17 protein-coding genes are annotated in these 20,224 nt (G+C 70.7%); 5 read left to right on the top strand and 12 right to left on the bottom strand.

Annotated features, from left to right (window positions below):
- Positions 1 to 5 precede the first annotated feature (5 nt).
- On the top strand, positions 6 to 839 hold the full coding sequence (locus tag H0I76_RS09760) for an XdhC family protein (RefSeq protein ID WP_200609678.1): 834 nt from the start codon (positions 6 to 8) through the stop codon (positions 837 to 839).
- 7 nt (positions 840 to 846) lie between these two features.
- Here H0I76_RS09760 and H0I76_RS09755 read toward each other — a convergent pair whose 3' ends face one another.
- The 12 genes from H0I76_RS09755 to H0I76_RS09700 are packed head-to-tail and all read right to left on the bottom strand — an operon-like array spanning position 847 to position 12,615.
- The gene (locus H0I76_RS09755; RefSeq protein WP_200609677.1) at positions 847 to 2,745 is read right to left on the bottom strand and encodes a heavy metal translocating P-type ATPase; all 1,899 of its coding nucleotides are present in this window, start codon (positions 2,743 to 2,745) and stop codon (positions 847 to 849) included.
- Entirely contained in the window at positions 2,745 to 3,074 is a 330-nt protein-coding gene (locus H0I76_RS09750; protein WP_234455238.1) for a hypothetical protein, read from the bottom strand. Before H0I76_RS09750 ends, H0I76_RS09755 begins: the two co-directional genes overlap by 1 nt.
- Positions 3,071 to 3,844, bottom strand: a complete 774-nt coding sequence (locus H0I76_RS09745) for a sirohydrochlorin chelatase (RefSeq protein ID WP_200609676.1) — start codon at positions 3,842 to 3,844, stop codon at positions 3,071 to 3,073. Before H0I76_RS09745 ends, H0I76_RS09750 begins: the two co-directional genes overlap by 4 nt.
- The gene (locus H0I76_RS09740) at positions 3,801 to 5,360 is read right to left on the bottom strand and encodes a nitrite reductase (protein ID WP_200609675.1); all 1,560 of its coding nucleotides are present in this window, start codon (positions 5,358 to 5,360) and stop codon (positions 3,801 to 3,803) included. The genes H0I76_RS09745 and H0I76_RS09740 overlap by 44 nt, the downstream gene beginning before the upstream one ends.
- On the bottom strand, positions 5,335 to 6,546 hold the full coding sequence (gene nirJ, locus H0I76_RS09735) for a heme d1 biosynthesis radical SAM protein NirJ (RefSeq protein WP_200609674.1): 1,212 nt from the start codon (positions 6,544 to 6,546) through the stop codon (positions 5,335 to 5,337). Before nirJ ends, H0I76_RS09740 begins: the two co-directional genes overlap by 26 nt.
- Positions 6,546 to 7,037: a siroheme decarboxylase subunit beta gene (gene ahbB / locus H0I76_RS09730; RefSeq protein WP_200609673.1), complete on the bottom strand. Its 492-nt coding sequence runs from the start codon at positions 7,035 to 7,037 to the stop codon at positions 6,546 to 6,548. The genes nirJ and ahbB (H0I76_RS09730) overlap by 1 nt, the downstream gene beginning before the upstream one ends.
- Positions 7,034 to 7,507 (bottom strand): Lrp/AsnC family transcriptional regulator, encoded by a 474-nt coding sequence (locus H0I76_RS09725; RefSeq protein ID WP_200609672.1) that lies wholly within the window; start codon positions 7,505 to 7,507, stop codon positions 7,034 to 7,036. Before H0I76_RS09725 ends, ahbB (H0I76_RS09730) begins: the two co-directional genes overlap by 4 nt.
- Complete coding sequence (gene ahbB / locus H0I76_RS09720; RefSeq protein ID WP_200609671.1) at positions 7,504 to 8,514, bottom strand: siroheme decarboxylase subunit beta; 1,011 nt, start codon at positions 8,512 to 8,514, stop codon at positions 7,504 to 7,506. The genes H0I76_RS09725 and ahbB (H0I76_RS09720) overlap by 4 nt, the downstream gene beginning before the upstream one ends.
- A 3-nt stretch (positions 8,515 to 8,517) precedes the next feature.
- Positions 8,518 to 9,726, bottom strand: coding sequence for a cytochrome D1 domain-containing protein (locus H0I76_RS09715; protein WP_200609670.1), 1,209 nt, complete (start codon positions 9,724 to 9,726; stop codon positions 8,518 to 8,520).
- Positions 9,687 to 10,016, bottom strand: a complete 330-nt coding sequence (locus tag H0I76_RS09710) for a c-type cytochrome (protein ID WP_200609669.1) — start codon at positions 10,014 to 10,016, stop codon at positions 9,687 to 9,689. The genes H0I76_RS09715 and H0I76_RS09710 overlap by 40 nt, the downstream gene beginning before the upstream one ends.
- Positions 10,009 to 10,800 carry a uroporphyrinogen-III C-methyltransferase gene (gene cobA / locus H0I76_RS09705; protein ID WP_200609668.1) on the bottom strand — a complete coding sequence of 264 codons (792 nt, stop codon included), beginning with the start codon at positions 10,798 to 10,800 and terminating at the stop codon, positions 10,009 to 10,011. Before cobA ends, H0I76_RS09710 begins: the two co-directional genes overlap by 8 nt.
- 60 nt (positions 10,801 to 10,860) lie before the next feature.
- Complete coding sequence (locus tag H0I76_RS09700) at positions 10,861 to 12,615, bottom strand: nitrite reductase (protein ID WP_234455237.1); 1,755 nt, start codon at positions 12,613 to 12,615, stop codon at positions 10,861 to 10,863.
- A gap of 141 nt (positions 12,616 to 12,756) precedes the next feature.
- On the opposite strand from H0I76_RS09700, the gene H0I76_RS09695 reads away from it, so the two are divergent.
- The 4 genes from H0I76_RS09695 (at position 12,757) to nosZ (ending at position 20,223) form a co-directional block, all read left to right on the top strand.
- On the top strand, positions 12,757 to 14,844 hold the full coding sequence (locus H0I76_RS09695) for a NosR/NirI family protein (RefSeq protein WP_200609667.1): 2,088 nt from the start codon (positions 12,757 to 12,759) through the stop codon (positions 14,842 to 14,844).
- Between the two features lie 20 nt (positions 14,845 to 14,864).
- Positions 14,865 to 16,061: an NnrS family protein gene (locus H0I76_RS09690; RefSeq protein WP_200609666.1), complete on the top strand. Its 1,197-nt coding sequence runs from the start codon at positions 14,865 to 14,867 to the stop codon at positions 16,059 to 16,061.
- 90 nt (positions 16,062 to 16,151) lie between these two features.
- A complete protein-coding gene (locus H0I76_RS09685) occupies positions 16,152 to 18,329 on the top strand; it encodes a 4Fe-4S binding protein (RefSeq protein WP_407704264.1) in 2,178 nt (725 codons plus the stop codon).
- Positions 18,322 to 20,223, top strand: a complete 1,902-nt coding sequence (nosZ, locus tag H0I76_RS09680) for a TAT-dependent nitrous-oxide reductase (RefSeq protein WP_200609665.1) — start codon at positions 18,322 to 18,324, stop codon at positions 20,221 to 20,223. Before H0I76_RS09685 ends, nosZ begins: the two co-directional genes overlap by 8 nt.
- Position 20,224 lies beyond the last annotated feature (1 nt).

The raw sequence follows: 20,224 nt of genomic DNA, 5'->3' as shown, positions 1-20,224 counted from the left end.
ACGCCATGACCGGCTTCGACATCTTCGACACCATCGAGCGCCTGCGCCGCGCGGGCCGCCCCTTCTGCCTTGCCACCGTGGTGCGCACCGCCGACGTGACCTCGGCCAAGGCGGGCGCGAAGGCGGCGGTGACCGAGGCGGGCGAGATCATCGGCCATCTTGGCGGCGGCTGCGTGCAGCGCGCCGTGCGCAGCGCCGCGGCCGAGGCGCTGTCCAGCGGCGAGACGCGCCTGATCCGCGTGAAGCCCGCGGCCCGCGTGGTCGCCATGACCGACGCCGACGGCGTGCCGCTCTACCGCAGCGGCTGCCCGTCGGGAGGGACGGTGGACATCCTGATCGAGGCCTACAGCCTGCCGCCGCAGCTGGTGATCTTCGGGGCGAGCCCGATCGCGCAGGCGATCGCCAGCCACGGGGTTCTGATGGGCTATCGCGTCGCCATGGCCGAGGACGCCGGGGCGCCCGAGGGCGTGCGCCTCTTCCCTGCCGCGGACCCCGCCGCGCTGGGCATCGGAGCCGACGATTTCGTCGTGGTCGCGTCGCAGGGGCAGAACGATCTCGCCGCGTTGCGCGCGGCGCTCGACAGCCCCGCGCGCCATGTCGCGATGGTGGCAAGCCGCATCAAGGCGAAGGCCCTCACCGACCGCCTCGCCGCCGAGGGCATGCCGGCCGATCGCATCGCGCGGCTGAAATCCCCCGCGGGTCTCGATCTTGGCGGCATCGACCCGCACGAGATCGCGGTGTCGGTGATCGCCGAGATCGTGCGCTGGCGCAATCGCGGCGGGCTCCACAAGGACGACGCCGGCAGCGATTGGGACACCAGCCCACAGCAGGGACGGTAGGGCCCGCTCAGGCAGCCTTCGCCGCGTGGCCCGGCGTCTCCTGGCCCGCCGGCACCGCCGGGGCGATCCGCAGCGCGCGCAGGGCGTTGAGGATCACCGCCACGTCGATCGCCTCCTGCAGCAGCGCGCCCTGGACAGGCGTGATGTGGCCGAGTGCCGCCGCGACCATTCCCGCCAGCGAGAGCCCGATGCCGGCCAGCACGCTTTGCAGCGCGATGACCCGGGCCCGGCGCGCGATCTGCATCCCCGGCAGGATGCGGTCGAGCCGGTCGACCAGCAGCACGACATCCGCCGCCTCGGCCGATGCGGCGGTGCCGCGCGCGCCCATCGCCACGCCCACATCCGACGCCGCCAGCGCCGGGGCATCGTTGACCCCGTCGCCGATCATCATCACCGGCCCCGACTTGCGCTCGGCCACGACCGCGAGCACCTTCTGGTCCGGCGTGAGCTCGGCCCGGACATCGTCGAAATCGAGGCCCGCGGTCACGGTCGCTGCGACCGCGCGCCTGTCGCCCGTCGCCAGCACCAGCCGCTCGACCCCGAAGCGCCGCAGCGCTGCCAGAAGTGCGCCCGTCCCCTCGCGCAGCGTGTCGGTCAGCACGAACTCGGCCGCAAGGCGTCCGTCGACGGCCAGCGCCACGGTCACAGCGCCGTTCTCGGCCGCCGGCGCACCGTCCCCGAACGCGATGCCCAGCCGGCCCGTCACGAAGGCCCGCCCGCCCACGATCACCGCGCGACCGTCCACCTGCCCGGCCACCCCTTCGCCCGACGTCTCGGCCACGCCTTGCGGCGTCGCCAGCACCAGCCCGCGGTCGCGTGCCTCGCGCACGATGGCCTGCGCGATCGGATGCTTCGAGGCCTGGTCGAGCGAGGCGGCAAGGCGCAGCGCCTCGTCGACGGTCAGCCCCCCCACCACCGTCGTCTCGGCGATCCGGGGGCGCCCGTCGGTCAGCGTGCCGGTCTTGTCGATGACGATGCTGCGCACCTCGCCCATCCGCTCGAGCACGCGCGCGCCCTTGATCAGGACGCCGAGGCCCGCGGCGCGTGACAGCCCCGCCACCAACGCCACCGGCACGGCCAGGATCAGCGGACAGGGCGTCGCCACTACTAGGACCGCGACGGCGCGGATCGGGTCGCCGCTGGTCGACCAGGCGACGCCCGCGATCAGCAGCGTCAGCGCGAGAAACCCCATCGCGTAGCGGTCGGCCATGCGCGCCATCGGCGCGCGCGAGCGCTGCGCCTGCTCGACCAGGCGAACGATCCCGGCATAGGTGCTCTCGGCGGCCCGGTGGGTCGCGCTGAGGTCGAAGGCGTCGCCCGCATTGGTCGATCCGCTCATCACCGGCTCGCCCGCCGCCCGGCGCATGGGCAGCGATTCTCCTGTGAGCGCCGATTCATCCAGGAGCGCCGTCCCCTCGGCCACGGTGCCGTCGACAGGCGCGACATCGCCGCGCCGGATCATCAGCCGGTCGCCCGGCACGATATCGTCGAGCGGCACCTCCTCGAGCCCGCCGTTGCGGTGGCGCATGGCGGTCCGCGGGACGCGCGCCAGAAGATCGGTCATCTCGCGCCGGGCGCGGCGTGCGGCGAAATCCTCGAGATGCTGCCCGCCGGCATACATCAGCGCCACCACCGCCGCCGCGAGATGCTCACCGAAGATCAGCGCCGCGCTCATCGACAGCGCGGCCACGATGTCGAGCCCGGTCTCGCCGCGCCGCAGACTGGTGACGATCTCGACCACCAGCGCGGCCAGCACCGGCAGCGTGACCAGCGTCCAGATCACGGACGCAGCATCGCCCGCGCCCGCGAAATGCGCGATCAGCCCGGCCGCGAGCCCGATCGCCGGCAGCGCCACCAGTCCGGGCTTCGCCGCCCGCCGGAGCGCATCGAGATCGAGGCGGCTCATCAGGGCTGCGGCCCTCCGGCGGGCGGCTGGCCATCGGCCTCGTCCATCAGGCGGCGCAGGCGCTTGCCCGCCCACCAGGTCGCGGGCACGCCCAGCGGGATCGCCGCGACCAGCGCGACGACCGGCGACAGCGCCTCGAGCCCCAGCGCCTGGCCCATGAGCCCAAGGAAGAACAGGTTGATCGCAACCGTGCCTGCCGCGGCGGGGTAGAGAAGCAGCGCCAACCGCCAGACCGGCCAGCGGCCGTCTCCGTCCGCGGCCCCGTCCCTGGCCCCGTCCCCGGCCCCGTCCCCGGCCCCGTCGCCATGGCGCTGCGCGGCGGCGCTCATGCCGCGCGCCGTTTCTGCCGCGCAGCCAGAGCCGATGCGATCAGCGCCGGGATCTCGTCGTCCATGCCAATCGGATCGAGAACCGGGCCGGCGAACGAAGCCTCTGCCAGCGCCTCGGGCAGGTCCTCCTCGACATGCCCCGCACGGCCGGCAAAGAACGGCAGGCAAAGCGCGGGGCCCTCGATCCTTGCCGCATCGGCAAGATACGGGGCCTCGTCGACGAAGCCGGTGCGCACCGCCCGGAACGCGCGCGCCGCCCGTACCGCATCGGCCACGCGCTCGGCCGCTGCCCGCGGCCGCGGATCGCTGGGCGAGCCATGCGCGGCGATCAGCAGCGTCGCCTCCCGCTCCGGCATCCCAGCCGCCCGGGCGGCGTCGCGCGCCCGGCGAAGGCACAACTCGGGCAGCGCGGGATCGAGGCCCAGCGGCGCCAGCACCCGCGCCTGCGCCGCCCCCGCGGCGGCAAGGCGTCGCGGCACCTCCTCGCTCACGAACCAGCCGTCCGCCATGAAATGGGGATAAACCAGCAGCGCGCGCCCCTCGGCCGACAGCGCGCCAAGCTCCGCCACGGCCGCCGCGATCGAGCCGCGCGCGGCCAGGGTCGCGCCCTGCACCCGCCAGCCCGGCAGATGCGCGGCCACCCGCTCGGCCAGCGCGCGCATCGCCGCCTCGGGTCCCTCGGGCGCCGAGGGCGAGCCATGGGCGACGATCAGCGCCGCGCCGGCGTCAGTGGCTTGTCCCGTCCGAGAAGGTGATCTTGTTCCAGACATTGTACTTTCCCGAGGGCTTGCGCATCGGCAGTCGTTTCACCTCTTCGAGCGTCGCCGCATCATAGACGATCACCGCGCCATCGTCCTCCCAGACGCTGACCAGCGCGTGACGGCCCTGCCGGTCGAACTCGACATGGGCGACCGTGGCGCCGGGCACGGGACGCAGGGTCTCGACGATCTGCAGCGTCTGCTTGTCGATCACATGCATCGCGTCGCGGTTCGGCCCGAAGAACACATCCGCCCAGACATAGGGCGAATTCTCGTGACTTCTAAGGAAGAAGCCCGGCCCCAGCGTCTCGACGGTCGCGATCACCTCCCAGCCGTCGATGTCGATGACCGAGAGCCGCGCCTCCTTCAGGTGCGGGGTGGCCATCACGCGCTTGCCGTCGCGCAGCCATGAGATACCCGAGCCCAGATGCGGCATCCCGGGCAGCGGAAGCTCCGCGATCTCGCGCCCCACCGTGAGGTTGACGACAACCCCGCGCGCGCCGTCGCGCGAGGCGCCGACGAGGTTGCGGTAATCGGGCGCGAAGAAGAAATCGTCGAGCGGCTCGGACACCATGATCCGGCGCCGCGCGAACAGGCCCTCCGAGGATGGGAGCCCCTCGACCATCCCCTTCTCGCGGCTGTGCACGAAGCCCTCGTAGACCGGCGGCGCGTTCGGATCGGTCGCGACCTCCCAGATCTCGGGGGCGTCCTTGAGGGCCAGGATGAAGCTGTCGCGCTGCGGCGCCTGGTAGACGGCCGAGACCCGCGAGGGCGCGCCGTCCTTGCCCGTGACCTCGAACACCTTCTCGACCGAGAGATCGGCCGTCGACAGGATCGTCAGCGTCGCCGGAAGGTAGTTCGCCACCGCCAGGTGCTTGCCATCGGCCGATATCGCGATGTTGCGGCTGTTGAGCCCGGCGCGCACGCGGCCGACCTCGGCAAGGCTCCACAGATCGTATTTCTGCACCCAGCCGTCGCGCGACATGATGAAGACGAAGCGCCCGTCGGGTGCGAACTTGGGCCCGCCATGCACCGCGAAGGGCGTGGCGAAGCGGTCGAGGCGCTCGAAGCTGTCGCCGTCGAGCACGCTGACATGGTGGTCGCCGGTCTCGACCACCAGGAACAGGTTCATCGGGTCGGCCTCGAAGACCGGCGCGGCGGCCGGGCTGTAGCCGGGGTCAAGCGTCCTGCTCGCCGCGATCTCGGCCGGCCCCCACGCGGGGATCTCGGCCAGCGGCGTTCGCAGCCACTCGGCCAGCGCGGCGATCTGGGCGGGCGCGATCTCGGCGCCGAAGGCCGGCATCTGCGTCGCGGCGCGACCCTGGCCGATCACGGTTTCGAGGTCGGGCCCGCGCATCCGTCCCAGCGTCTCGGGGATCAGCGCGGGCCCGGTGCCGCCAAGACGCCCCTCGCCATGGCAGGCGGCACAATGCCGGGAATAGAGCGCGGAGGGCTCCTCGGCCCCCGCAAACCCGGCCCCCAATGCAAGCGCCAGCGCGAGGCTAGTGGAAGCGATGCGCCGGATCATGGCTCTTCCCCCGGAACGGCGTGACTTCGAGGCGCGGCGCGGGCTCGACCCCGATCTCGGCGTCGTCGAGATAGCAGGCCGGGTCCTCGGCCCAGGGGTCGCCGGTCAGCTGCAGCGCGCGGATGCGGGTGTTGCCGCCGCAGACCGCGCGGTGGGCGCAGTCTCCGCACCGTCCCTTGAGCGGGCGCGGGCGCTTGCGCAGCTCGGCCAGCATCGGGTCCGGCCCGGTCCAGTGCGCCGAGAAGGGCGCGTCGCGCACATTGCCGATGGTGTAGTCCGACCAGTAGGTGTCCGGATGGACGTTGCCCTGCGGATCGATGTTGGCGACGCCGACGCCCGAGCTGTTGCCGCCCCAGGCCTGCAGGTGGTTGCACAGATGCGCGACCTTCTCGGCCGGGAAATGCGCCTCGACCCAGCGCAGGAAATAGACCGCGTCGGCGTCGTTGTTGCCGGTGACGATCTCGAGCGGCTGGCCCTCGGCGGCCGCGACCCAGGCGCGGTCGATCAGCAGGTCCATCGCCCAGCGCGTGCGCCGCCGGTCGGCGTCCTCGCCCCGGTGCTTGTCGCCCCGCCCGGCATAGACCAGGTGCGAGAGGTAGAACTTGTCGATCCCCTCGGCATCGCACAGCGACAGGAGCTCGGGCAACTGCGCGGCGTTGTCGGCGGTCAGGGTGAAGCGCAGGCCGACCTTGATGCCCCGCGCCTTGCAGGCCCGGACGCCGGCCAGCGCCAGGTCGAAGGCGCCCGCGCGCCCGCGGAACCAGTCGTTGGTGCGCCCGATGCCGTCGAGGCTGATGCCGACATAGTCGAAGCCGATCGCGGCGATGCGGTCGGCCGTCTCGCCGATCAGCCCGGTGCCATTGGTCGAAAGCGCCAGGTGATGGAGGTTGATCTGGCGAGCGCGCTCGGCGATCTCGAAGAAATCGCGCCGCGCGAGCGGCTCGCCGCCCGACAGGATCAGCGCCGGGATCCGGAACCCGTCCAGATCATCGAGCACCGCCATCGCCTCCTCGTGCGTGAGCTCGCCGGGGAACTCGACATCGGCCGAGGTGGTATAGCAATGCCGGCAGCGCAGGTTGCACCGCCGCGTGAGGTTCCAGATGACCACGGGATGCACCTCGCCGCGGCGGTGGCGCACCGGCGTCGGCTCGACCAGTTCGCGCATGTATTGCGAGAGACGGAACATCACTGCCCTCCCTTGCGGGCCAGCCTCAGCCCGGTCTTCTTGAGGATACGGGTGGAATAGAGCACGTCGTCGGCCCGGCAGGCGGGCCCCAGCAACTCGCGGATCACCGCGCGCTTCTCCTCGACCTCGGCGCGGTCGCGGCCATGCGCCATGGCAAAGAGGTTGTAGGGCCAGTCGGGCCGCGCGCGCGGGCGCAGGTAGCAATGCGTGACGAAATCGAGCGCGCCGACCCGCGCGCCAAGCCCGCTCGCCACGGCATCGTCGACGTCCCAGACCGTCATGCCGTTGGCCGCAAGGCCCAGGGCGTAGTGATTGGGCGCGATCGCGATGCGCCGCACCACGCCGCGCGCCTGCATCGCGGAAAGCCGGTCGATCACCTCCGATTCGCTCAGGTCGAGGCGCCGGGCGATCTCGGCATAGGGCGCGGCGACCAGCGGCAGCCCCGCCTCGGTCGCCGCGATGATCCGCCGGTCTGTCGCGTCGATGCTCATGCCGCCACCCGGAAGCCGATGAAGAACTCTTCGAGCTTCGGAAAGAGCAGGACGGCAATCCCCGTTTCCTCCTCGATCCGGCGCGCCGTCTCGGTGATCCCCTCGGGCGTCTCGGTCGCCAGCACGAACCACATGTTGAGCCGGTGCATGCGCTCATAGTTATGCGCGACCTGCGGGTGCGCATTGACTTTGGTCACGACCTCGTCGAAGCGCGCGGCCGGCACGGCCATGGCACAGAGGCAGAACGCCCCGCCCATCGCCGCGGCGTCGAAGAACGGGCCGAAACGGGTCACGGCGCCGGCGCTACTCAGCCGGTCGAGGCGCGCGATCAGTTCCTCCTCGCCCAGCCCGATCGCCTCGCCGACCTCGGCGAACGGTCGCGGCGACAGCGGAAAGCCCTCCTGCAGCGCGTTCAGGATGCGCCGGTCGGTGGCGTCGAGGTCGAGCGGCTCGGTCGGCCTGCGGCTCATGCGGCGTCTCCCCTGCTGTGGCTGGCGGCGCTGCCGCGCGCGATCAGTGCGCCGGTCTGCTTGAAGCAGCGCAGGCTGAAAAGGACCTCGTGCGGTGTCTGCTCGAGCCCGGCAGCCACGGCGGCGCGCTCGAGCGTGGCGATCGCCTCGGCGCGGCTGCGGGCATGGATCATGCAATAGAGCGAGTAGGGCCAGACGCCCTCGACCGTCCGGCGCTGGTAGCACAGCGTAACGCCCGGCGTCGCCGCCAGCGCCGGACCCGCGCGCGGGATGTCGGCCTCGGGCACCTGCCACACGACCATGGCGTTGGACCGCCAGCCCAGCGCGCGGTGGCGCACGATGACGCCAAGGCGCGAGAGCACCCCGGCCGCCGACAGCGCCGCGATGCGCGCGATCACCGCGTCCTCGTCGCGGCCGAGGCGCGCGGCAAGCTCGGCGAAGGGGGCAGGCTCGATCGCGAGCCCCTCGGACAGCGCCTGGAGGATCTCGGCGTCGCCGGCCTCCAGCACGAACCCGTCCGCCACGCGCCGCGGCGCGGGCGCGGCCTTCTGCGCGTCGAGCGAGAAACCGAGATCGACGTTGAATGGCCGCACCAGCGGCAGGTCGAGCACGCCCAGCCCGGTCTCGGACCGCACCCGCGCAAGCGTCGCGTCGACATGGGCGCGGTCGGGCCCGGTCGCGACGAACCACAGGTTATAGGCGTGCTCGCGCAGGTAGGAGTGGTTGACCCCTTCGAGCCGACCGATCGCCTCGGCCACCTCGTCGATGCGCCAGTCGGGCGCGGCGACCGCGGCCAGCGTGCTCGCGCCCGCGGTGTTCGGCCGGAAGGTGCCGCCGACGCGGCTGATCGCCCCGGCCGCATTCAGGCGCTGCAGCCGGGACAGAACCTCGCTCTCGCTCATGCCGGTCGCCGCGCCGATCCGGGCGAAGGGCCGGGGCTCGAGCGGCAGGTCGCGCTGCCAGTCGTTCAGCAGGGCATGGTCGCGCGGATCGAGCGACAGCGTCATGGCTCAGAGCCCCGTCCGGTGTGCGCGCGCGGTGAAGAAGATGCCTGACGGGCTCTCGGCCGCGATCTCGGCGCGTTTCTCGAAGCTGCGCGCGTCGTGGATGTCGATGCGACCCGCGTCGCGGACCGAGATCCAGACCTCGTGGCCGCGGGGCGTGAACTCCATGTGCAGGACGGCGGGCCCCGGCGTGAGGGTATGGACCACCTCGCCCGAGGGCGTGTCGATCACCTGCACCGTGTCGTTCAGCGGATGGGCGAAATTGACCCAGACCTGCCGCCCGTCGGGCCTCGCGACCGCGAAGACCGGCTGGCCGTGGGTCTGCGTGCGTCCGGCTTCCTGAAGCGTGCGCGCATCGACCCAAAGCACCTCGTGCCGGCCCACCGCGGGCAGAACGAAGCGATCGCCCGCCAGGGCCCAGCCCTCGAGATGCGGCATCTTGTAGACCGGAAGCGGGTCCTCGCCGCGGCCATAGCCGGCCAGGATGCGGCGCGGCTGTGGCGGGTCCTGCCACAGGTCGAGCGCCGTCAGCCCGTCCTCGCCGAACAGCCCGGCGATGTAACGCCGACCGTCGCCGGTGATCAGGGCGTCATACGGGTTGCGGCCGATCCCCCCGACGCGCGTGATGGCCGGCGCGCCGACCGCGAAATCCGCGATCCAGGTCTCGCCCGCGTCCCACAGCGTGAAGACGAAGCGCCGCCCCGGCGCGTCCACCAGTCCGATGGTCTTCGAGCCCGTGGGAATGTCGGCGACCGGGTCGAGCGTGTCGGCGTCGAACACCCGCACCCCGCCGGGTTCGTAGTTCGAGACCGCGACCAGCCGCCCGTCATCCGAGATCGCGCCGCCAATGGCATTGCCCGCCTGGACCACGCGCGCGGCAATCCGCGCCTCGACGATGTCGACCTTGCTGAGCCCGCCATCGCGCCCGAACACATAGGCGAAGCGCTCGTCGGGCGAAAAGACGACCGAGGCATGCGACAGGTCGCCAAGCCCCGTAACCCGCGCGACCGCCGACCGCCCGATCTGGTCGACGACCAGCAGCGCGCCGCTCGCGCGCTCGACCACCACGCCCATCGCCCCGGTGCCGCGCGGCACGCAGGGCTGCGCCGCAATCGCGGGCGCGGCGATCGCAGCCGCGGGCGCGACCGCCACGGCGCCCAGCAGGGTGCGGCGGGTCACTGCGCCGGGGTTGCGAGCAGGTACTCTGCGATCCATCGGGCGTCCTCCTCGGAAATCAGCGGGCGCCAGGGCGGCATCGCCGTCCCCGGCACGCCATCGAGAATGATGGCGGCAAGGCTCTCGGGTTCAGTGCCGGCAAGCGTCTCGGCCCGGATGTCGGGCCCGAGCCCTCCCTTCAGGGTCAGCCCGTGGCACGAGCCGCAATCCTGCACCACCAGCCGCTCGAGCGCCTGCGCCCGGTCATCGGTCACCTCGCCGCCGCCGGCCCCCGCCGGCAACGCCAGGGCCGAGGCCAGGACCAGCGCCACGAGCCTCCGGTCAGGCATGGGCGGCCTCGTCCGGCATCCTGGCGGCAAGCTGCGCCACCAGGTCCGCGGGCACCTCGCGATAGAGCCAGACCACGCGGCCGATCACGAACAGAACGGGCCCGTCGAGGCGCGCGCCCGCGGCGTCGCTCGCAAGCCGGTCGAGTCGTGAGACCAGCCGGCGCTCGCGCGGCGTCGTCGCGTTAGAAATGGCCATCGCCGGCGTCTCGGCCGGCAGGCCATGCGCCAGCAGCCGTCCGGCGATCTGGGCGATGTTGGCAGCCCCCATGTAGACGACCAGCGTCGTGTCGGGATCCGCAAGCCCCTGCCAGTCAAGCTCAAGCGGCCGGTCGGCGCGGCAGTGTCCCGTGACGTAGCGCACGCCGCTGGCAAGACCTCGATGGGTGAGCGAGACGCCGGTCGCCGCAGCCGCGCCCTGCGCGGCGGTGATGCCCGGCACCACCTCGAAGGGAATGCCCTCGGCCTGCAGTTCCGCCGCCTCTTCCGAGCCACGGCCGAAGATGTAGGGATCGCCGCCCTTGAGCCGCACCACCATGCGGCCCTCGAGGGCCAGGTCGACCAGCATCCGGTTGATCTTCTCCTGCGGCACGGGATGGTTGCGTGGCGCCTTGCCGACCGGCACCAGCCGCGCGGACGGCGGCGCGAGAGCGAGGATCTCGGGCGAGACCAGCCGGTCATGCACCAGGACTTCGGCCGCGCCGATCACGCGCGCCGCGCGCAGGGTCAGAAGATCGACCGCGCCCGGCCCTGCGCCGACCAGATAGACATGCCCGATCCGTTTCATGGCGCCCTCGTCGGTTCCAGGGAAGACGCGGGGGCGGTCAGGCCGCCCCCGCGATGCGCGTCAGTAGACGTCGTTGCGGGTGTTGAAGACGTTGAACTTGCCGGTCGGCGTGATCAGGGCGGGATCCTTGATCACCTTCTTCATCTCCAGCGTCTTGTCGTCGACCACGACGATCGCCGATTCCTTGTCCTTCGCGTTCCAGACCGAGAACCAGATCTCCGTGCCTTCCTGGTTGAACTCGCCCTGCACGACGCGGGGCTGGCCCTCGGCGATGGCGGCCCATTCGCCGATGGGGAGGACGGTGTATTCCGGCTCGTCCTGGCCCAGTTCGGACACCTTGAACACCGCGATCGAGGCCGAGGTCTCGGCATCGGGGTTCAGCGGCGCGTCGACGTAGAGGTGATCCGAGATCGGGTGCGACTTGACGAAGAGCGAGCCCCCGCCCAGCGCCTCGAGGGTCTGCACGACCTTCCAGGCATGATCCGGATGCCCCTCGGGGTCGGTGCCGATGAGCGCGACCGTCTCGTCGCCGAGATGCGAGGTCGCCCAGACCGGGCCGAAGACCGGGTGGTTGAGGTTCGCGCCGCGGCCCGGGTGAGGCGTGTTGCCGCCGGTCTCGACCAGCGCGGTCAGCGTGCCTTCCTTGGTGTCGATGACCGCGACCTTGCCGCGGGCGTTCGCCGCCACCAGGAAGTAGCGCTTGCTCGAGTCGAACCCGCCGTCATGCAGGAAGCGCTCGGCCTCGATCTCGGTGGTCTTGAGGTTCTTGATGTCCGAGTAGTCGACCAGCAGGATCTTGCCGGTCTCCTTCACGTTGACGATGAACTCGGGCCGGTAGTGCGAGGCGACGATCGAGGCCACCCGCGGCTCGGGGTGGTAGGTCTGCTCGTCATACACCATGCCGCGCGTCGACTTGATCTTGAGCGGCTCGAGCGTCGCGCCGTCCATGATCACGTATTGCGGCGGCCAGTAGCTGCCGGCGATCGCGTACTTGTCCTCGAAGCCCTTGAACTTCGAGGTCTCGACCGACCGCGCCTCCGAGCCGATCTTGATCTCGGCGACGTTGGCGGGCTCCTTCATCCACAGGTCGATCATGTTGACCTTGGCATCGCGGCCGATGACGAAGAGATAGCGCCCCGAGGCCGAGATGCGGCTGATATGCACGGCGTAGCCGGTGTCGAGGATCTTGACGATCTCGTAGGTGCCGCCGTCGATCAGGGCGACCTGCCCCGAGTCGCGCAGCGTGACCGAGAAGAGGTTGTCGCGCGCGAGGTCGTTCTCGGGCTGGGTCGGGCGCTTCTCGGGCGGCACGATCAGCTTCCAGCTCTCGCGCATCTTGTCCATGCCGTATTCCGGCGGCTGGGGCGGCTCGATCAGCAGGTAGCGCGCCATCAGGTCGATGTCTTCTTCCGAGAAATCGCCCGAGGTGCCCCAGTTCGGCATGCCCGCGGGCGAGCCGTAGGTGATGAAGTCGCGCAGGTACTCATAGCCGTTCTTGCGCGTGATATCGGTCGTGAGCGCCTTGCCGGTCGCGCCCTTGCGCAACACGCCATGGCAGCCCGCGCAGCGCTCGAAATAGATGGTCGAGGCCTTCGAGAACTCCTCGGGGGTGATCACCGGGTCGCCCGGCTTGCGGCCGGGGATCTCGACCTGGATCTGGCCAAGGGTGGTCATGCTGGGCTCGTAGGCCGCAGCCGGGGTGTCGCCGTGGCCCTTTGGCTTGTCCTGGGCCGGCGATCCGGTCGCGGCGAGCGCGAGCGGCAGTGCGACGCTGGCGAGCAGCGCGACCCTGCGGATTTCGCGAATGGTGTTCATGCCGGTCATCTCCGTTGCGCTGGTGAGGCACGGGAACCATCGGGACTCGCCACGCGCGCCGCCTTGACTTTCGTTAAGGCGCGACAGTGGCGCCGCAGGGCAGGGTCGCGGCAGGCTGACCAGGGCAAGGATGCGTCGAGGATGCGACTGCGGCACGCTGTTGGCGGGATCTGCCTCGCGGCGGGGCTGCTCGGCGGCGCGCCCGGGCCAGACCCCGTGGCGGCGGCTCCCGCGCAGGCAGCCGGCGCCCCGTTCGGGACCGAGGCGGTCGAGCCCGCCGAACCCACGCCCGCGATCGCCGCGCGGCTCTTCTCGCAAGATGGCGCGGTCAGCGTCGTCCGCAGCCGCGGCACCGTTCCGGCCTGGCGCGTTACGGCCGATGGTAGGGTGCTGGGCGATATCGGCTCGACCTACGAGATCGCGGGGTCGGTCGGCTATTCGGGTCGCCCGCTCGACGTGCTGGTCGCGGTCACCGCCGACGGCCGGATCGCTGGCGCCGAACTGATGCAGCACAACGAGCCGATCCTGACCCTGGGGATCTCGACCGAGGACATTGCCGCCTATGTCGGCGCGTTTCGCGGCTACGACCTCACGCGCCCCGCGCTCGAGCGCAGCGGCGGCACGGCGGCGGCGCAGGGTGAGGGGCTTCCCGACGTGATCTCGCGCGCCACCGTGACGACGGGCGTGATCCGCGACGCGATCCTGCGCACGGCCCGCACGCTGGCGGCCGCGCGCGGCGTCGCCGGCGAGGGCGGCGGCATCGACCGCCAGTCGCTCGAGCCGCGCGACTGGGCCGCGCTGCTCGCCGAGGGAGGGCTCGCGACCGCCTCCGCCGACCTCGCGCAGGCACGCGCGGCGCTTGCCGGCGCGAAGGTCCCGCTGCCGGATGGCGAGGGCGTCTTTCTCGAACTCTTCGCCGGCGTGATCGACCCGCCGACGGTTGGCGAGAACCTGCTCGGCGCGCCGCCCTTCAGCCGCGCCATGGCGATGATGCGGCCCGGCGATTCGGCGCTGCTGGTCGGCTCCGCCGGAATGCAGTCGCATCGCGGCGCCGCATGGCGCCAGACCGGTCAGTTCGAGCGCGTCACGGTCGTTCAGGGCGACACCCGCTTCCAGCCGACCGAGGCCGATTTCCTGCGCATCGACAAGCTCGCCATCGCAGGCGCGCCCGAGCTGCGCGAGATCAGCGTCTTCCGCCTGCCGGGCGAGGAGATCGACCCCACGCATCCCTTCCGCGTCGAGGTGACGGCCACGCGGCCGACCGATGCGGGCGAGGCGACGATGACCGTCGGCCTGGACTACGCGATGCCCGCGGCATACCGGCTCGCGCCGCCCCAGGTCGAGGCCGAGGCTCCGCTCTGGGTTTCGGCATGGCAGAAGAAGCGCGCCAGCGTGATCGGCGTCGGCGCCATGCTGGCGGTGCTCGGTGCAATCCTGTTCCTGCAGGAAAGCTTCGTGCGCCGGCCCAGGCTCTGGCGCTGGGGGCGGATCGGCTTCCTCTCGGTCACCCTGGTCTGGCTCGGCTGGATCGCGGGCGGGCAGCTTTCGGTGGTGCAGGTGGTGGCCTTCCTCCACTCGCTGCTGACCGGCTTCCGGTGGGAGACCTTCCTGATCGAGCCCGTGATCTTCATGCTCTGGGGCTTCGTCGGGCTTGGCCTGCTGTTCTGGGGGCGGGGCGTCTATTGCGGCTGGCTCTGCCCCTTCGGCGCGCTGCAGGAGATCACCAACGAGATCGCGCAGCGCCTGAAGGTCCCGCAGATCGAGGTGCCCTTCGCCGTGCAGGAGCGGCTCTGGGTCATCAAGTACACGCTCTTCATCGCGATCCTCGCGCTGTCCTTCTACTCGATGGAGCAGGCGCTGGTGCTGGCCGAGGTCGAGCCGTTCAAGACGGCGATGTCGATGCGCTTCATGCGCGCCTGGCCCTTCGTCGCCTTCGTCGTGGCGCTGCTGGTCGCGGGCCTCTTCATCGAGCGGTTCTACTGCCGCTACCTCTGCCCGCTGGGCGCGGCGCTGGCCATCCCGGCGAAGCTCAAGCTCTTCGACTGGCTGCACCGCCGGCCGCAATGCGGGCGCGAATGCCGGCTGTGCGAGCAGCAATGCACCGTGGGCGCGATCGACCCGATCGGGCGCATCAACCCGAATGAGTGCGTCCTCTGCCTGCGCTGCCAGATGATCTACCACGACCCCGCCACCTGCACGGTGCTCAAGCGCCGCGCGGCCCGGGGCTGATCCGAGAACGGGAGGCCGCCATGCGGCAAAGGCTTGCAATCACCCTGAGCGAGGGGTTCCGCATCTTCTTCCTCGCGGGCGGGATCTATGCGGTGCTGGCGATGGCGGTCTGGGTCACCCTGCTCGCGCTCGAGGCGCAGGGCGCGGGACCGGTGCGGCTGCCCTTCGTCCAGCCGCCGCAGCTTTGGCACGCGCACGAGATGATCTTCGGCTATGCCGCCGCGATCCTCGGCGGCTTCTTCCTCACCGCCGTGCCCAGCTGGACCGGGACCGAGGCGGCGCGGCGGGGCTACCTCACCGCCGCCGCGGCGGTGTGGCTGGCCGGGCGGCTGGCGGTCTGGTGGTCGGGTGCGCTGCCCGCGGGGCTTGTCGCGGTGCTCGACCTCGCCTTCCTGCCGCTTCTCGGCGTCAAGATCGCGGTCCAGCTTGCCAAACGGCCCAAGCCGCAGAACGTGATGCTGCTGGGGCTGCTCGCGCTGATCTGGTCCGGCAACCTGCTCGTCCATCTCGAATGGACGGGGGTCCTCGACGACAGCGCGGGGCGCGGGCTGCGCGTCGGGCTCCTGGGCGTGGCGGCCACCATCGCGGTGATCGGCGGCCGCGTGGCGCCCGGCTTCACGCGCAACGCGATGACCCGCGCGGGCATCGAGACGAACCTGCCCGCGACGCCCGCCTGGCTTGACGCCGCGGGCGTCGCGACCGCGATCGGCCTGCCGGTGACGGTGCTGATCGGTGCGCCCGAGCCTCTCCTCGGCGCGCTCGCGCTGGCCTGCGGCGCGGCGCAGGGCGCACGGCTCTCGCGCTGGCGCGGGGCATGGACGCTGTCGCAACCGATCCTGTGGAGCCTGCACCTCGCCTTCGCCATGCTGGCGGCGGGGTATCTCGCGCTGGGCCTGGCCTGGTTCGGTTGGGGCACCGAGATCACCGGCATCCACATCCTAGCCATCGGCGCGGTCGGCGGCATGACGCTCGCGGTGATGAGCCGCGCCTCGCTGGGCCACACCGGGCGCCCGCTCGTCGCCCCGCCTCCCGTGGCCTGGGCCTACGGGCTGATCGCGGCGGCCAGCATCCTGCGCGCGCTCGGCTCGAGCGTGCTCGTCGACTGGTACACCCTCAGCGTGCTCGTCTCGGGACTGCTGTGGATCTGCGGGTTCGCGATCTTCGTGGCGGTCTTCTGGGGCCCACTGACCCATCCGCGGCCGGCCTCGCGCGCCTGAATTCTGCGGCTGCCTGCCCCAGCTTAACAATTGTCAAGGAGCCGGCGCGCCCGGCGACGCAGGGTCCTCTGGAAACGCCGGAGGATTCACATGCGAACGAGACTGCCGGTCTGGGTCACCCTGGTTGTCCTTGCGATCATGCTCGCGGGGACCGCAGGGCTGGCCGTTCCGCCGGCCCACGCAGCCGATCTTCCCCGTTTCCTCGGCAAGCTCGCGCCAGAGGACCTCGCCCCCGGCGCGACCGCGTTCGGCGCGCTGCGCGAGGACCTGCCGGTCGCGCCGGTCCTGAAGGAGGGCGAGACGGTCGCCTATGCCTTCCTGACCTCCGACTTCGTCGGCACGACCGGATACTCGGGCAAGCCGATCCACGTGGTCGCGGCGATCTCGCCCGACGCCGTGCTGACCGGCGTACGCCTCGTCAAGCATTCCGAGCCGATCGTGCTCATCGGCATCCCCGACGCGCGGATGCGCGCGCTGACCGAGGGCTATGCCGGCCTCGACCTGAAGGCCGAGGCTGCAGCCGGCGGCTCGGCGCATGATCTCGACATCATCTCGGGCGCCACGGTCACCGTGATGGTGATCGACGATTCGATCGTGCGCGCGGGGCTCAGGGTCGCGCGCGCGCTCGGGCTCGGCGGGCTGGCCCCGGCCGCGGCGCAGGGGCCCAAGCGCGAACTCGACATGGGGGTCGAGGGCAGCTCCGACTGGAAGACGCTGGCCGGCGACGGCTCGATCCGGACGCTCTCGCTCGACATCGGCCAGGTCAATCAGGCCTTTGAGGCGGCGGGCGACCCTCGCGCCACCGCCCGGCCCGAGCAGGGCGAGCCGTCCGAGACCTTCATCGAACTCGCCGCCGCCCTGATCAGCGCCCCCGAGGTCGGGCGCTCGCTGCTGGGCGCGCAGGAATATCGCAACCTGATCGACTGGCTGCAGGAGGGCGAGCAGGCCATCCTGGTGATGGGTCGCGGGCGCTATTCCTTCAAGGGCTCGGGCTATGTCCGGGGCGGCATCTTCGACCGCATCCAGCTGATCCAGGGCGACCGCTCGGTGCGGTTCTTCGACCGCCAGCACCGCCGGCTCGGCGAGATCGCGGCCCCCGGCGCGCCCAGCTTCACCGAGATCGACATCTTCAAGATCCCCGCCGATGCGGGCTTCGACCCGGCCGAGCCCTGGCGCCTGCAGCTCCTGGTCCAGCGCGCGGTCGGCGCGGTCGAGAAGAGCTTCCTGACCTTCGATCTCGACTACCGGCTGCCCGAGCGGCACCTGGTTCCCCTCCAGGCGCCGGCGGCAGTCGACCAGCCGGCCGAGGAGGCAGCGGCCAAGGCGGCCCTGTGGCAGCGCATCTGGCGCGAGCGCCAGATCCAGATCGGCGGCCTGCTGGCGATGCTGACCATCCTGACCGGCGCCTTCTTCTTCCAGCGCCACGTCACGCGCAATGCGAGCGTGCTGTTCTGGTTCCGCATGACCTTCCTGACGGTGACCCTGGTCTGGCTCGGCTGGTACGCCAATGCGCAGCTTTCCGTCGTCAACCTCATGGCGCTGGGCGGCGCGCTGCGCGAGGGCTTCACCTGGGACGCCTTCCTGCTCGACCCACTGGTCTTCATCCTGTGGTGCTCGGTCGCGGCGGCGCTGATCTTCTGGGGGCGCGGCGCCTATTGCGGCTGGCTCTGTCCCTTCGGCGCGCTGCAGGAGCTGACCAACCGCGTCGCGCGCTGGCTCAAGGTGCCGCAGATCGAGCTGCCCTGGGGCCTGCACGAGCGGCTCTGGCCGATCAAGTACATCATCTTCCTCGGGCTTTTCGGCCTGTCGCTCGCCTCGATCCCGCTGGCCGAGCAATATGCCGAGGTCGAGCCCTTCAAGACCGCGATCATCCTCAAGTTCCAGCGCGCCTGGCCCTTCGTGCTGTTCGCGGCGGTCCTGCTGGTGATCGGCCTCTTCATCGAGCGCTTCTACTGCCGCTACCTCTGCCCGCTGGGCGCGGCCCTCGCGATCCCCGCGCGCATCCGCATGTTCGACTGGCTCAAGCGCTACCACGAATGCGGCCATCCCTGTCAGACCTGCCGCAACGAGTGCCCCGTCCAGGCGATCCACCCCACGGGCGAGATCAACCCGAACGAATGCGTCAACTGCCTGCACTGCCAGGTGCTCTACCAGTCCGAGACCAAGTGCCCGGTGGTCATCCGGCAGCTGAAGCGGCGCGAGGCGATCGCCCGCTCCCCCGCCAATCCTGCCCCAAAATCCGAAACCAAGGAGAAAGCTCATGTCTGACACGAAGAAGACCGGCGGCCTGACGCGGCGCGGACTGCTCGGCGCCTCGGCCAGCGGCGCCCTGCTCGCGACCGCCGCAGGCGGCGTCTACGTGGCCGGCAACAAGTCCGCCCGCGCGGCGGGCGTCGAGCTCGCGCCCGGCGAACTGGACGAGTATTACGGCTTCTGGTCCTCGGGCCAGACCGGCGAGCTGCGCATCCTCGGCGTGCCGTCGATGCGCGAGCTGATGCGGGTCCCCGTCTTCAACCGCTGCTCGGCGACCGGCTGGGGCCAGACCAACGAGAGCCTCAAGATCCTCACCGAGGGCCTGACCGACGAGACCAAGGCCTTCCTCGCCGCGCGCGGCATGAAGACCTATGACAATGGCGATCTGCACCATCCGCACATGTCGTTCACCGATGGCACCTATGACGGGCGCTACCTGTTCATGAACGACAAGGCCAACACGCGCGTGGCGCGCGTGCGCTGCGACGTGATGAAGTGCGACAAGATCATCGAGATCCCCAACGCGCACGACATCCACGGCATGCGCCCGCAGAAATATCCGCGCACCGGCTACATCTTCGCCAATGGCGAGCACGAGGCCCCGCTGGTCAACGACGGCAAGGTGCTCGACGACCCGTCGCAATACGTGAACATCTTCACCGCCATCGACGGCGACGAGATGGAGGTGGCCTGGCAGGTCATCGTCTCGGGCAACCTCGACAACACCGACTGCGACTACCAGGGCAAGTATGCCTTCTCGACCAGCTACAACTCCGAGATGGGCATGAACCTCGCCGAGATGACGGCGAACGAGCTCGACCACGTCGTCGTCTTCAACCTCAAGGAAATCGAGGCGGGCATCGCCGCCGGCGACTACCAGGAGCTCAACGGCGTCAAGGTGATCGACGGGCGCAAGGGGTCGAACAAGAAGTACACCCGCTACATCCCGATCCCAAACAGCCCGCACGGCGTCAACACCGCGCCCGACAAGAAGTATGTCGTGATCAACGGCAAGCTGTCGCCGACCGTCTCGGTCATCGACGTGACCAAGGTCGACGCGCTGTTCGACGAGGACGCCGACCCCCGCTCGGCCATCGTCGCCGAGCCGCAGCTGGGCCTCGGGCCGCTTCACACCGCCTTTGACGGCCAGGGCAACGCCTTCACGACGCTGTTCCTCGACAGCCAGGTGGTGAAGTGGAACATCGAGAACGCGGTGCGCGCCTTCGCCGGCGAGAACGTGGACCCGATCATCTCGAAGGTCGACGTGCACTACCAGCCCGGCCACAACTCGACCTCGATGGGCGAGACCGCCGAGGCCGACGGCAAGTGGCTGATCTCGATGAACAAGTTCTCGAAGGACCGGTTCATCAATGTCGGCCCGCTGAAGCCCGAGAACGAGCAGCTGATCGACATCTCGTCCGACGAGATGAAGGTCGTGCATGACGGGCCCACCTTCGCCGAGCCGCACGACTCGATCATCGTGCACCGCTCGAAGGTGAACCCGCGTACGGTCTGGGACCGCGCCGACCCGACCTGGGAGGATGCGCGCCAGCAGGCTGCGGCCGACGGCGTCGATCTCGACTGGGGCGCCGACGTGATCCGCGACGGCAACAAGGTGCGGGTCTACATGCACTCGGTGGCGCCGAACTTCAGCCTCGAGAAGTTCACCGTGCAGCAGGGCGACGAGGTCACGGTCTATGTCACCAACATGGACGACATCGACGACCTGACCCACGGCTTCACGATCTCGAACTACGGCGTGGCCATGGAGGTCGGGCCGCAGGCGACCGCCTCGATCACCTTCACGGCCGACCGGCCCGGCGTGCACTGGTTCTACTGTCAGTGGTTCTGCCACGCGCTCCACATGGAGATGCGCGGCCGGATGCTGGTCGAGCCGCGCGGGGCGTGAG

It is taken from the genome of Thermohalobaculum xanthum (assembly GCF_016623495.1).
Lineage (GTDB): Bacteria > Pseudomonadota > Alphaproteobacteria > Rhodobacterales > Rhodobacteraceae > Thermohalobaculum > Thermohalobaculum xanthum.
Note: the sequence above shows the minus strand (reverse complement) of the source record. Positions and strands in the feature narration are given on the sequence as shown.